We start from the raw sequence: 14128 nt of genomic DNA, 5'->3' as shown, positions 1-14128 counted from the left end.
CGATGGTCCATCGCGACTCTGAAGAGATACGTGGAATGGCTGACGCTAACGACTACGAATGCGAGGAATGGGAACGTCGCGCGCAAGCGCTATAGTTCGGCTTAGATGTGGCGACCTCAAGCAGGCGCTGTACCACCCCACCGATCTGTAACGCGAGATAAGGCGGCACAGCATTCCCGACCTGTACGAACTGCTGAGTCCGATTGCCCTCAAACAAGTAATTGTCTGGAAATGTCTGAAGACGGGCCGCTTCACGCACGGTCAAGCTACGACACTGGAGGGGATCGGGATGGATGAAATAGTGTCCGTCCTTCGCGATGTGGCTTGTGACCGTGGTCGATGGCTGATCCCAGCACTGGACCCGGAAACGATCATTGAACTTGCCCGAACTCCAGTTCTGATGGGCTGGCGCCAAGCCAGCCGGGAACTCTGACGCCTTGGGTGACCGCGCAAAAAGCTCGGCGAAGGTCGCGGCAAAGGCGTAGCGCGCAAGATCGGTTTCCATGTGCCCCCGAGCCTCGTGGTTCGGAAGATGGTTAAGCTTAGGATCGAGCAGCCACCTAGCCAGCTCCTCGCCGTCAACATCCGCGGAGTCTGTCGATCTCGTGGGCAGAAGATCGTTCCGCCCCTCCATCGCCTCAGCGTTGGTGAGCAACTTTGCCGCTATCTCATCAAATTGCTCGCTCTCCTCGTCGTACGCCGCTTGTGCCGCAGACCTGAAGGCTTCGACAACGGCCTCCCGCCATGCAGGGCCAGTGTCCTCCGTCTTGCTTAGACGACTGCGCAGCGCTGGCATGCTGGCGATCACCTGCCGTACAGTCGGCGCGACATCGCGCGGCTGCAGCAGTTCGCCGGACATTTTGAGCACCGGCAGCTGGGAAGTGAAATCGTGACGAACGCCGAACAGTATGACCCGGTGACGACGCTGCGGCACGCCATGTTTTTCGGCTCGAAGGACGTAGGCAGTGCCGCCTCTCGCTTCGGAGACGACCAGCGGGAAAATGGAATAGCTGTCCTTGAAACCCCCGGCTCCCATCAGGTCAGTGACGACCTTTGAAAAGATGTTTTCGCCGTCCACATTCGCAGACAGGAACCCTTTCACGTTCTCCATTACGAATGCCACTGGCTTCAGACGGGACAGGATGCGAATATATTCTCGATAAAGGAAGTGTCGGTGATCCTCACTGGCGACGTAATCGACATTGCCCCGGTTTCGCGCACGTCCAACGAGTGAGTAGGCTTGGCAAGGCGGGCCGCCGACGAGAATGCATCGATCTGATGCCTCCTCCACGATGCGATCGATCCGCGGGTCAATCAGGGCTGCGGCTTCGGGTGTACCAAGTTCCAGCTGCAGGGTTTCATCGCAGGCTGCCAGCCACTGATCAGGGAACCCGTCGATCAACTGCTCACGTGAAATGTTGCCACAGATGTAGTCGTAATATTCGCGCGGGGTCTGCTCGAACTGCCGGAAGAAGCTTCGCATGCGGAGCGTCGAAAATGCGGAAAATTCCTTCTCTACTGAAAGCGCGATGTCGAATACACGCTTCCCACTCCCATCGCGGACCGACGAGAAGCCTTCGGCAAGGCCGCCGGGTCCGGCAAACAGATCAACGACCTTGAACATCACGTCTCGCACAACCAGACTCAATGGCTACTGGCATTACTAGGTGTTGTGACTTCCTCCAGGGAAAAAAGCATGACCGACGTCGTGGATAGCGCGGTGCGTTCGAGGATGATGTCGGGCATCCGATCGACCAACACGAAACCCGAGCTGCAATTGCGGCGGGCGCTGCATGCCCGGGGTGTCCGTTACAGGCTCCATGACCGATCCCTTCCCGGCAAGCCGGATATCGTGCTTCCGCGCTGGCACGCAGTCATCGAGGTGCGTGGGTGCTTCTGGCATCGCCATCAGGGTTGTCGACTCACAACCACGCCAGCGACACGGCCGGAATTCTGGAAGGCCAAGTTTAGCTCAAATGTCGAACGCGATCAGCGCAACGAGACACTGCTGAACCGTGCTGGCTGGCGGATTGCCGTGGTTTGGGAATGTGCTCTTCGAGCTGGTAGCATCGACGATGTGACGGATGCCTTGATCTCCTGGCTGGAATCGGACCTGCAGAGAGTTGAAATCCCAAGCGGCCAAGGGACGGCCGACCACCGTGAAAGGCACCCTAACGACCTGCAGCCATCGGGCGGCGTATAGGCGCCAGTGTGACTCCAACTGCTTCAAGAAGCAGGTCTTCAGAGGGCGCAGCCAAGGAAACTCGTCCAAAATGGAGCTTTAGACCTCTCGGTAATGCTTTATTGTTGTGTTCCACGGACGACCACGACAGTTTCGGTCGCTTGGGGGAATGGATGACGCGCGATGCTGCAAGACCAAGAATGGGAAAGCTTCGTCGCGCTCTGACGCTTATACACCTTCTGGCGGAATCCGCGGAAGGTCTCACACTGGACGAGATAGCTGCCCAGCTCGGTGTCAATCGTCGAACCGCTGAGCGGCTTCGCGATGCCGTGCGGGATGAGTTCGATGTCGAGGAGCGTGTCGAAGATCGAACAAAGCGGTTCTTCATACGAGACCGGCTTGGTCGAGCATACACGCGCCCCAGCGCAGAGGAAGTCGCGGCACTGGAAATCGAGGTCGCCGCCCGTCTTGTCGAGGGCGCCGGCCATGCCGCCCATCTCGACAGACTTCTCGCCAAAGTTAAATCGGCCCTCGACGATCGCGAGAAGCGGAAGCTCGCGCCGGACCTTGATGCGCTGGTCCGTCTGCAGCGCAGCCGCATTGTCGCCGGGCCGCTACTGGAAGCTGCACCGGAAACGATTGGCGTCATTCAGGGTGCTATTCTGGCAGCGCAATGCGTGGAATTCGACTATGCCAGCGACGGTGCGAGGACGCTGGCATGGCGAATGGTCGTGCCCTATGGCCTGCTCCACGGCCCCACCACCTATCTGATCGGGAAGATCCCTGACCGGGATCAGGAGCCTGTGTTTTACAGGCTGGATCGCATGATTGAGGCGCGTATCGCCGAGCGCCCGGGACTGCCTCCCGACGACTGGGATCCGGATGCATGGCTGGCGCGAAGCTTCGGAATCTGGAGGGAGGAACATCACGAAATTGTTCTTCGCGTTGCACCCTCCGCGGCAGCCAGAGCACGCCAATGGCGCTTCCATCCGGGTCAAACATTTGAAGACGACGGAGACAAGCTGCTGGTCCGCTTCCGCGCCGGAGGTCTTCGCGAGGTGGCAGAGCACCTGTTCACATGGGGCGGTGACATTCGCATCGAGGCGCCCGAAGAACTGAGGGCGGTAATGCGTGAACGGGTTCTCTTGGCTTTGGGCTCGGTTTGAATAATGCGACCGGATTTGTCGTTTACGCCTGCATGCTGGCGTCTGAACTCGTTGAATCAGGAGGCGCGGGCGCTTCGATGTACAGCGTAAGTCATGGGATTGATCGGGACCGGCACGGCAACCGGACGAAAACGGCCGATGCCACGCCGCATGCCGCATCACTCATCGAGAGCCTGCGCGATATTGGCTACTCGTGTGAAACTGCGCTCGCCGACATCTTGGACAACTCCATAACAGCAGGCGCTCGGCGAATCGAAATCCTGACCGATCTGTCCGGATCTGACCCGGCGATCGGGATCCTGGATAACGGTCGTGGCATGACCGCGGGGGAACTTGTGGAAGCCATGCGTCCGGGCTCGCGAAATCCTCTTCATGACCGAGACGCGGGCGACCTCGGACGCTTTGGCCTTGGTCTTAAGAGCGCCAGCTTCTCGCAGTGCAGACGTCTGACGGTTGTGACACGGCATGATGGTTTTCTTGCGGGTGCAACCTGGGACCTCGATGTCGTTGCACGCACCAATCGGTGGCAGATTGAGCTGCACGAAGAGTTCTCGGGTCAGCCCTGGTCGGATCGCCTCGATCGTGACGGTACGCTTGTCATCTGGCGGGACCTCGATCGGCTTGGCGGCGGCATTGAGGGCAATGATGCCGGACGTGCAGCCCATATCAATCGCGCGATCGCGCATGCCGAACGCCACCTCAGGCTCGTCTTCCACCGATTCATGGAGGACGACTCCCCTCCCCTAGAACTCTGGCTGAACGGCCGGAAACTGGAGCCGGTTGACCCCTTCGGCAGAAATTTTGCGGGACATCAGGCGGATCGGGTCGATGGGCTCGACATGGCTCATGGCACGGTGGAGTTTCAGTGCTTCACCCTGCCGCACCACAAGTCGGTCTCCCGGGCTGAATGGGAGGACCTTGGCGGGCCGGAAGGTCATCTGAGGTCACAGGGGTTTTACGTCTACCGCGGGCGCCGGTTGATTATCACCGGCAGCTGGCTCGGTCTTGCTCGACAGACTGAGTTGACCAAGCTCTGCCGGATTCGCGTCGATATTCCGAACACGATGGATTCCGAATGGAAGATCGATGTCAAGAAGGCCTCCGCGCAACTCCCGCCCAAGGTGCGGGAGCGGATGCGAAATCTGGTCGAGCGCCTTTCGCTTACATCAAAGCGCACATACCAGCGGCGCGGGCAGAAGCTCGTAGACCAAGAATACATGCCGCTGTGGCATCGCATCCAGCGCGACGGGGCTATCATTTACCGGCCTGATCCGAGCCACCCAGTTCTTTCCGATTTCTCTGCGCGGTTGCCAGCCGAGCTGCAGAACGAGTTTGCCAATGTTATCGGTGTGCTCGGATCGACCGTGCCCGTCGCATCGCTCCACGCCGATTTTGCCGGCTCCGCCGAAGAGGTCCAAGCGGACGATGCCGACGAGCAGATCCTTCGCCAGCTGGCCAAGGCCATGGTGCGAGTGCTGCAGAACCAAGGGCGCAGCCTCGACGAGATTCTGGACGCGCTGCACCCCGTGGAGCTGTTCCGGATCAACTGGGACATGGCAAGCGCCGTGATCCGCCAGATCGTGAATGAGGAAGATGTTTATGAGTGAGGCGCTGGAGCTTCTCGAAGAAACGGTCTCGCCGATGGTTCTCCGCGAGCAAGATCGCACGGCCGAGAGCATTCGCACGCTCATCGACCAGATGCGGTCACTGCCAATGTTCACCAACGTGTCGAACGAAGAGGCGGAGCGGCTTGCCAAGCTGCTTGAGGAGCGCAATGGGATATACATGGGAATCGGTGCGATCGTCGACGCGCCCGAGTTCCAGCCGTGGCTTCACGAAGCGCGGGCGCACATCGATCCGCACTACTGGAGCCGTTACAAGAAACTACTAAACGCCAAGCGACTTCCCGCGGATGTCATCACTTCGACCGACACAATCACTGACAGCATCCTCGACCGCATGGGCAATCCGGGCGAACCCGGCCCCTGGGATCGGAAGGGCATGGTGGTGGGCCACGTCCAGAGCGGAAAGACGCAGAACTACACCGGGCTGATCTGCAAGGCAGCAGATGCCGGTTACCGGCTGGTTGTCGTCATTGCGGGCATCCACAACAATCTTCGCAACCAGACACAGGCGCGCATCGATGAGGGCTTCGTCGGGCGAGATACGGGCCGGCTCGAGAAAAAGGAAACCAAGGACAGGCCGCGCGTCATTGGCGTCGGCAGGTTCGATGACAGGAAGGCGCCCGTCAGCCTGACAACGACACTTAAGGATTTCAATCGGGCCACGGCAACCACGAATACAAGTCAGATCGCATCCTACGCCGTGCCTGTTGTGCTGGTGATCAAAAAAAACTCGGCCACCCTCGCCAATCTTGTTGACTGGCTGAAGGAGCACAGCACCACGCACGGCACGGACATGGTCGATCAGCCGATGCTCCTGATTGACGATGAGGCCGACAATGCCTCGATCGACATCAAATACGGAAAGGGCGAGGCATCCCGGATCAATAGCCAGATTCGTGAATTACTCGCGGTCTTCCGGCGCAGCTGCTACGTCGGCTACACCGCGACGCCGTTTGCGAACATCTTCATCGATCCTGAAACGGATGATGAGGTGAAGGGCCAGGACCTGTTCCCGCGGCATTTCATCATAGGGCTTGATGCGCCAACAAACTATTTCGGCGCTCGCAAGGTATTCATCGACGGTATCCCCGACGACGAGGAGGCAATGCCTTCCCACATCCGTTATATTCACGACAATGGCGACGTGCTGCCAGTCAAGCACAAGATCGATCACGACCTGACATCTCTGCCGCCCAGCATGCTTGACGCGCTGCGCACGTTCCTTGTTGCCCGCGTGATCCGCAACCTCCGCGGACAGTCACGGCAGCACGCGTCCATGCTCGTCAACGCTTCGCGCTTCACCGGCGTCCAGGGCCTAATTCGCAACCGGCTTCATCAGCATCTGAAGGAAATCGAAGACGCCGTACGTGTCGATGGCGGCCGCCCCGACGCGGCCACGCGCAACACGGAAATCGCAGAAATTTGGCGCTGCTGGGCAGAAGAATACCGCGATGCGGGAACGACGTGGGACGAAATCAGAGAGCGCTTGCTGCCGGTCGTTGCCTCCACTCAGGTCATTGCGGTGAATGCCGCCTCGCCAGCTGCCTTAGATTATGAGGCAGGAGGCGAAGGACAGACGGTCATCGCGGTCGGGGGCTTCTCGCTCTCGCGCGGCCTTACCCTTGAAGGACTCACCACGTCCTACTTTCTGCGCAATTCGCTAATGTACGACACCTTGATGCAAATGGGTCGATGGTTCGGCTACCGTCCGGATTATGAGGACCTGTGCCGGATCTGGATGCCGCAGGATGCGGTTTCCTGGTATGCACATATCGGTGAAGCCACCGAAGAGTTGCAGCTCGAACTTAAGCGCATGCAGCAGGCAAATGCCACGCCTGAAGAGTTCGGCCTTGCAGTGCGCAGCCATCCCAGCGCGCTCATGGTCACTGCCCGAAACAAGATGGGCGCCGGCAAGAAGCACATCATGGTTGGCCTCTCGAACAGTTTTATCGAGACGGTGAAGTTGTCTGCAGACACCCGCACGCTGGATCATAACCGTGCTGCAAGGGATCAACTGCTGAAGGATCTCCGATCTGCGGGCCACGGACCCCAACATGCTAGTGTAGTGTCCGGCGGGTTCCTGCTTCAGAAAGTGTCTTGGCATCTAGTCGACAGCTTTCTTCGGTCTTTCGAGAATGATCGCGAGTCAGTGCTTTCCGACCCGCGGCCAGTACGGAAATACATCAGTGACCGGGCACATGATGAGCTCGGTAACTGGGACATCCTGATTGCCAGTTTGGATCGCAACAATGATGGCAAACCTGTCGATATAGAGGGCTGGTCAATCATCCCGCCACGCCGCCGGCTCGGAGGCGACGAACTCCAGCGCGGCATTCTGTCGATCAGCGGCAAGAAGGCGCGGCTTTCCTCGCGCGGCGTAGAGAAGACGGGACTGGACGACGAAACCGCAAAACTTGCCGAGGCAAGGTATGTCCATGACGAACTCTCCAGGAAGGAGCGTGCGGATCCAGGGGCTCGTCCCAATTATCCGGACCGCATCTATCGTGCGAAGCGCACCAGACCACTGCTCGTTCTCTACAATATCGAACTGAAGAAGGAGGGGCTGGATCACTCACTGCATTCGCTGGTGCCTGATTCTCCCGTCGTCGGGTGGGCGCTCAGTTTTCCGATTTCAGCCAAGCCCGACAAGAAGGTCGAATACATCCTCAACCCGGTCGCGCTGCGTGAGCTGTTCGGTGACGATGACGACGACGAGGACAGCCTTGATGATTGAGCCCCACGACCCATGGAACAAGCTGTCGCCCGGCTCAATCGATGCGCGACGTGTAGATCCCAACAGTCCACACGATTTCTTCTGGATAATCTCCGGCAAGGGAGAACCCGGCCTGCTTCTCAGGGTCGCGGCCGGCGTCGCCGAGCCTCGGCCCCTGCCAAAACTGCGCAATCTTGATCTGCGGTTTCAGGATGTTGCCGGGAGTCGCGCCCTCGTCCTGCTCCTGAAGGACGGTGATCAGCGCGAGCTCTTCGGGACCCTCTGCGAAGACGTCGTCCGCGCGGGATTCGCAGCAGATGACAACACGGACGCCTTGCACCGGATGGTGCGCCGAGCGGTCCGCTGGCATCACCTCTTGCGAGGCGGTCGCAATGATCTGCTGAGCATAGAGGAACAGCGCGGCCTGCTTGGCGAACTGCAGTTCCTGCAGCGCCTTATTGATCTCATCGGTCCATGGGCCGCAGTCGAGGCATGGAAAGGCCCCTCGGGAAGCGCGAAAGACTTCGAACTGGATAAGTGTCTGGTCGAGGTCAAGGCGCGCCGCGGCGCTGCAAGGCCGTACGTACAGATCTCGTCGGAAGACCAACTTTCCGATATCGAGGGGTGCAACCTGTTCCTCGTAGTCTCCGCTATCGATGCGGCCATCAAACCAGCGGGCAGGACACTGACCGATCATGTGCTCGAGCTCGAACGCGTTTACGCCGCTGCAGAACCCGAGGCCTACCGATTGTGGGAGCTGGCGCTTGGCGAGGCCGGCTTCGATTTCGACCACGACTATTCGGATCGGCGCTGGACGCTCGGCAAGACGGTCGAGTTCGCGGTAACGGACGGGTTCCCGCGGATTACCAGCCCTCTGACGCCTGGTGTAACAGGCGTCCGCTACAGCATCGCGCTGGACGCCTGCGCAGCTTTTGAGGCCACGGTTGGGGTGCTCGATCAACAGATAATCGGGGGAGAAGATGGACGATCCGATTGAGTTTCACCGCGAGCTTCTCGCCGAGGTCAGGAGCGACGCCGACGCGCAGGGCCTTATCACCTCGGAGGCGTTCCTTGAGAAGATGGGCGAAATCCTTGACGAGGCCGGCGAGCTATCGTCCTTTACCCAGTGCTATCACGATGGGGCCTTCAAGCGGAAACCCGTGCAGGTCGACGCCTTTGCATGGGACTTCGAGGACGAGGAGGGTTCTCTCAGTCTTGTCATCTCGGACTTCCACCGCGAGTCCGAACCAGTCACGATCGGCAAGACCGAGGCTAACCGATTGCTGTCCCGGCTAGTCCAGTTCGTCATGGCCTCGCTTGATCGCGAGTACCGCGAGGGTCTGGAGGAGAGCAGCGAGGCCTATGCCCTCGCTGACCTAATCCGACGCTGCTGGAAGAAGATTGGCAAGATTAAGCTGATTCTGGTGACGAATGCCATCAACAAGGCGAAGACCGACGCGCAGCCGGTTGGGAAGATCGGCGACGTTCCGGTTACCTCCAACGTCTGGGATCTGGGCCGGATTCAGCGCTTTGTGGAGGCCGGGCAGACGCGCGAGGATCTCGTCATCGACTTTGCGGAAGACTTTGGTGAGGCAATTCCCGTCCTTCGCGCCTCAGACGGCGGCGGGCCGCTTGAGAGCTACATCGCCGTTATTCCCGGCGGACAATTGGCGCAGATCTACGACCGCTGGGGCGCGCGCCTGCTGGAGGCCAACGTCCGCAGCTTCCTCCAGGCACGCGGTAAGGTAAACCGCGGAATTCGGGATACAATCGTCAAGGATCCGGCGATGTTCTTCTCGTACAACAACGGCCTGACGACCACTGCGGAAAGTGTCGAGGTTGCCAGCATTGGCGAGGGGCTGTTCCTGATGTCTGCCGCAAACTTCCAAATCGTGAATGGCGGCCAGACGACTGCGTCGATCCACGCCGTCCGCAAGTTAGCGGCAGAGCAGCTAAAGGACGTCTACGTCCAGATGAAGCTGACCGTCGTCCCACCCGACCGCTCAGAGACGGTCGTGCCCAGCATCTCCCAGTTCGCCAACAGCCAGAACAAGGTCAATGCGGCGGACTTTTTCGCCAACCATCCCTTCCACATCAGGATGGAGGAGTACTCGCGCCGCATTCTCGCACCGATCGGCGACACGGGCTATCGCGAGCACAAGTGGTTCTACGAACGAGCGCGCGGCCAGTTCGCCGACGAGCGCGGCCGGCGAAGCGTGGCCGAACGCAAGAGCTTCGACGCGATGTTTCCCAAGAACCAGTTTTTCACCAAGACTGATTTGGCCAAGTTCGAGAATTCATGGCGCTGCAAGCCGCATATCGTGAGCTTTGGCGCGCAGAAGAACTTTGCCGAACTGGCAAAGGTTATCGGTCAGGAATGGGGCGACAACGATGGCCCTCAGTTTGACGAACTCTGGTTTCAGCGGCTGATCGCCAAGGCCATCATCTTCAGAAACCTCGAACGAATTGTGCCGGCGCAGCTCTGGTATACGGGTGGCTACCGCGCCAACATCGTGACGTACGCGATCGCTAAGGCCGTTCATGACGCTGCCGCTCGCGACCGCTCCATCGATCTCGATCAGACTTGGCGTATGCAGCGCGTGCATGTCGAACTCGAGCGCGCACTACTAGTAGCGGCCGAGGCCGCCAACGACGTCATCACCAACCCTCCGCAGGGTGTTCGAAACATGAGCGAATGGGCCAAGAAGCAAGCCTGCTGGGCCGAACTAGCCAAACGACCGGTGGCCTACCAATCGGGATTTGATGCGGTTTTGATTGACCCGGACAGCCTGCGCGCAGTCAGCAGGGATAACCGCACCGCGCGGCGTCAGCTGAACGGTATTGAGGCGCAACGCGAGGTCGTCAATCAGGGTGGTGACTACTGGTCCCAGCTGCTCGCATTCGGGAAGTCGATCGGCAAACTCGCACCGAAGGAAGCGGGCATTCTTCAAGCCTGCACGTTGCTTCCGAACCGCGTTCCGAGCGAAAAGCAGTGCGTTGCGGCTGTCGCCATCGCCGACAGGCTCGAGCAGTACTATGACAACGCTAACTAGCGTCCGATCCGTACGCCAAGGTCAACGCGTGTACCGAAATGCCCGTGAGGAGCCTTACGAGCCAAGATGCCTCGACGATGTGCGAGCAAGCCCGCTTCGGCCGCAAGCTGTAGACGACCGTATTTGTCGCAAGCGCAAGCGATAGCAATTCCATGCTGGATTCAGGACCGCCTTTTCTGCCCGGAGTGCCCGAGGCGCTTGTTCGGGAAGCAATGAGCAAAGCGGAAGGGCATGAGATTGAAAGTGGTAAGCTCCAAAGCCCAGAAAGCAGCGCTGCTCTGGCTGCAAATGCTTTCGGCTGGTTTCTCGAACGGCCGGCCGACTTGCCGCCCCCGCCACCTATCGCCGATCTGGATTGGCCGGCGGAGCGGCTCGAAATAGAACGTCAGATGAGGTTTCCATGGAATGGCGGCCGTCATCCCTGGCTTGACGCAGCCGTAGAGACGCCCTCGCACATAATAGGGATTGAATCCAAACGATACGAACCCTTTCGCGATGCCAAGAAGGTCAACTTGTCGCCTGCTTACGACCGTGATGTCTGGGGCGCATATATGAGACCGTTTACAGCGATGTGCGATCGCCTTCGGTCAGGCGAACTTGCCTTCACGCATCTGGAAGCCGCGCAACTTGTGAAGCATGCGTTCGGGCTCGTAACCGAGGGCCGGCGAGTGCAAAAGGCCCCCGTCCTGCTGTACCTATTTGCCGAACCAGCATGCCGCGGTCCCCGCACCGTTTCGAAAAATGCCTTGGCACGCCATCGGGAGGAAATCGCCCGTTTTGCTGCCGAAGTGGATGGCGCTGAAGTGCGCTTCGCCGCATGTTCTTATCGGGAATGGCTGGCAAACTGGAGTGGCGAAGCCCGCATCCACGCCAACTCCCTCCTTGCGCATTTTCAACCGTAGGAATGGCATGTCCACGACTTCAAGGCCGACGGCCATTTCAGCACCCGCCACGCACATTCTTGCAGAATGCCGGAGAGCACGTTGACGCGCACCACCATCTATACCGTAGACCCTGCCGGCAACTTGACAGCCATGCGTCCCTCGGAACCGCGTAGCGAGGATTTCATGCAGAAGCTGGTTGCCGCGCATCCCGAACTGATCGCGGATCAGGACGGTGCCCTGCTACTCGTTCGACGCGAGCAGCCGATTGCTGATCGCGAGGACGGCAGCGGGCGCTGGTCGCTTGACCACCTGTTTGTGACGCGTGGGGGTATTCCAGTCCTCGTTGAATTGAAACGAGCGGTTGATACTCGCCTGCGCCGAGAAGTGATCGGCCAGATGCTCGACTATGCCGCGAACGGCACCGCATATTGGCAAGGTGGACGTATTTCTGAGAGTTATGCGTCGACGATGGCGGAGCTTGGAAAGGACCCGGACGGTGAGCTTGATCTCTTCTTGGGCGGTTCAGCCGACCCGCAGCAGTTCTGGGATCAGGTCGACGCCAACTTTGCAGCCGGTCGGATCAAAATGGTGTTCGTCGCCGACATGATTCCGCGGGAACTCGCTAGAATCGTCGAGTTTCTCAACGAGCAAATGAAGGCGGACGTACGTGCGGTAGAGCTGTCTTGGTTCGAGAGTGTAGGCGGAGTGACGGCTCTTTCACCGCGCATCATCGGCGAGACCGAACGGGCCCAGACGGAAAAAGCGGCACGGGGCGCATTACCCCCGATCGCCCGCGAAACATGGATTCTGGAACGACTGGGTCCGTGTGGGCGGGAAGTTATCGAGGCAGCGGACATTTTCGTCTCGATTATCGGCGAGTTGGGCGGGCGAGCAGAGGTGACATCTTCGCAGGGGTCGATAATCTCGGTATTCGATACGTCGAGCGGCTCGCTGTATCCGCTTCGGCTGTCAAACGAGCGCAACGGTACAATCCAGCTGTATCTCGCGCATCTTGTGTACCGGCCAGCGTTTGCAGACGAGGCAGTGCGCCGGGCACTTTACGAAGAACTAGTCGCCATCGTCGGTCCCCTCACTACGAAGACACTGAATGGCTTTCCGGGCTTCGATGCGCGCAAGCTCACTGATCCGCCGGTTGCGCGCGCCCTCTCCGACTATCTTCGGCGTCTGCTTGACCGGGCGGGTAGCGAAACATGATAGCAGGTGTCCGCCGGGCCGGTGTCTAGTCGAAGACCACGATGTTCGAGCAATGTCCGGTCCGCTAACTGAAAACCACTTTCCTACACTCCGTGGATTTGCTGCGACCCGCCATGGACGACGAGCCAAACTGGGGTGAACGCATCGCTGCTCTCGAATACTGGATCGCCACCGCGCTTATTGCCGGGTCGTTCCTCGCGGGATTGTGGGGCCTGATCGCCGGCTGATCCAGTGGTCAGCCCTCGCGCCTGACCGGTCCGATCCAGTCCACCTCGATCCGGTCGAACCCGGACCGAAGGCCTTCGACCGTGACGTGCTGGCCGATCAGCTCGTGAGCGGCCGACTCGACCTCGAGCGCGTAGACGCCGCCGTCTTCCAATTCGAGGAGGAGGCCGCGGGCCGAGTTCATGAGAAACCCGGTCACGCGCAGCCGGCCGGCGGTTGGCATGATCTAGTGCACCGCGCCTTCGGGCAACATCTGCTCGAGCTGCCTGATGCGCTCGAGAATTCGCAGGAAGGTGTGGTGCCCTTCCATCTTTCCCTCGGCGAGCAGCGCATCGGCGCGCTGCGAGGCCACGAACCACGCGTCGACGCCATGCTGTTTCATGAGCTGGTGGGCACAGGCCCAGATTTCGCGCTCGTCGATCATCGACTCGCTCTTAGCCCGGCCGATGGCCACCCGCCAGATACCGCTCCCGCTGCGCCTTCCAGCAGCCCGGATTTACTTCTCCGCTGACAAGCGCCAGCGCATCCACGTGCGCCGGCAGTGCGTCGGCGAGCACCGCGTCCACCATTTCCGGCGACAGAAATGCGAGCCGCACGACCCGCGTCATCCACGAGGCGCTGATGCCCTCGCGAGTTGCCAGCTCCTTGATGCGGATTTCGCCCTCGCGCAGGATTGTCCACCAGCGCCGCGCGGTGACCAGCAGCTTGAGCGCCGAATGGTCCGACCCCGACGATGTCGCGGCTGCCCGCCCATCGCGGTGGACCAGCCGCACGACCCTGCCCGTGCGGGTCAGCCGAACATCAGTGGCGATGGTGACCGCGGCCGGCGCGCCGTCGGCAAGGTCAGCGCCAAGCAGCATTGCCACCGCTCCGGTGACGACGTCGATCTCCACCCGCCCGGCAGCAACCCGGACCTGCTGAACCAGCTCGCCGACATGCGCAGGCCGCGGCGCGCGGATGGCCAGCGCGACCGTTTGTGCACGATGGTCGATCTCGCCCATCAGCTCGGGCGTGACGGCGATGCCGGCTCTGGTCAGCAGCGCGATGGGATCGCCGAACAGGTCG

At 60.1% G+C, this 14128-nt stretch carries 11 protein-coding genes and 1 pseudogene; 8 read left to right on the top strand and 4 right to left on the bottom strand.

Annotated elements, in window-relative coordinates:
• Positions 1-52: 52 nt before the first annotated feature.
• The gene (locus M9978_RS22215) at positions 53-1624 is read right to left on the bottom strand and encodes a DNA cytosine methyltransferase (RefSeq protein ID WP_254297212.1); all 1572 of its coding nucleotides are present in this window, start codon (positions 1622-1624) and stop codon (positions 53-55) included.
• Positions 1625-1696: 72 nt separating this feature from the next.
• On the opposite strand from M9978_RS22215, the gene M9978_RS22210 reads away from it, so the two are divergent.
• The 8 genes from M9978_RS22210 (at position 1697) to M9978_RS22175 (ending at position 12838) form a co-directional block, all read left to right on the top strand.
• Positions 1697-2203, top strand: coding sequence for a very short patch repair endonuclease (locus M9978_RS22210; protein WP_254297210.1), 507 nt, complete (start codon positions 1697-1699; stop codon positions 2201-2203).
• Between the two features lie 152 nt (positions 2204-2355).
• Positions 2356-3348: a helix-turn-helix transcriptional regulator gene (locus tag M9978_RS22205; protein ID WP_254297208.1), complete on the top strand. Its 993-nt coding sequence runs from the start codon at positions 2356-2358 to the stop codon at positions 3346-3348.
• Positions 3345-4955, top strand: coding sequence for an ATP-binding protein (locus M9978_RS22200; RefSeq protein WP_254297206.1), 1611 nt, complete (start codon positions 3345-3347; stop codon positions 4953-4955). The genes M9978_RS22205 and M9978_RS22200 overlap by 4 nt, the downstream gene beginning before the upstream one ends.
• Positions 4948-7707 carry a Z1 domain-containing protein gene (locus tag M9978_RS22195; protein ID WP_254297204.1) on the top strand — a complete coding sequence of 920 codons (2760 nt, stop codon included), beginning with the start codon at positions 4948-4950 and terminating at the stop codon, positions 7705-7707. The genes M9978_RS22200 and M9978_RS22195 overlap by 8 nt, the downstream gene beginning before the upstream one ends.
• A complete protein-coding gene (locus M9978_RS22190) occupies positions 7700-8683 on the top strand; it encodes a PD-(D/E)XK motif protein (protein WP_254297202.1) in 984 nt (327 codons plus the stop codon). Before M9978_RS22195 ends, M9978_RS22190 begins: the two co-directional genes overlap by 8 nt.
• A complete protein-coding gene (locus M9978_RS22185) occupies positions 8667-10739 on the top strand; it encodes an AIPR family protein (protein WP_254297200.1) in 2073 nt (690 codons plus the stop codon). Before M9978_RS22190 ends, M9978_RS22185 begins: the two co-directional genes overlap by 17 nt.
• A gap of 152 nt (positions 10740-10891) precedes the next feature.
• Entirely contained in the window at positions 10892-11641 is a 750-nt protein-coding gene (locus M9978_RS22180; RefSeq protein WP_496113655.1) for a PGN_0703 family putative restriction endonuclease, read from the top strand.
• Positions 11642-11722: 81 nt separating this feature from the next.
• The gene (locus M9978_RS22175; RefSeq protein ID WP_254297197.1) at positions 11723-12838 is read left to right on the top strand and encodes a PDDEXK family nuclease; all 1116 of its coding nucleotides are present in this window, start codon (positions 11723-11725) and stop codon (positions 12836-12838) included.
• 235 nt (positions 12839-13073) lie between these two features.
• Here M9978_RS22175 and M9978_RS22170 read toward each other — a convergent pair whose 3' ends face one another.
• From M9978_RS22170 to M9978_RS22160, 3 genes and pseudogenes are all read right to left on the bottom strand, one after another.
• Complete coding sequence (locus M9978_RS22170; RefSeq protein WP_254297195.1) at positions 13074-13286, bottom strand: DUF5818 domain-containing protein; 213 nt, start codon at positions 13284-13286, stop codon at positions 13074-13076.
• Positions 13287-13289: 3 nt separating this feature from the next.
• Entirely contained in the window at positions 13290-13487 is a 198-nt protein-coding gene (locus M9978_RS22165; RefSeq protein ID WP_254297193.1) for a hypothetical protein, read from the bottom strand.
• A 10-nt stretch (positions 13488-13497) separates the two neighbouring features.
• Positions 13498-14128, bottom strand: a pseudogene (locus M9978_RS22160) (hypothetical protein); the annotation flags it as partial.

The sequence above is a fragment of the Sphingomonas tagetis genome, from assembly GCF_024211275.1.
Lineage (GTDB): Bacteria > Pseudomonadota > Alphaproteobacteria > Sphingomonadales > Sphingomonadaceae > Sphingomonas > Sphingomonas tagetis.
The sequence above is the reverse complement of the archived record's forward strand: the minus strand, read 5'-3'. Positions and strand labels throughout refer to the sequence as shown.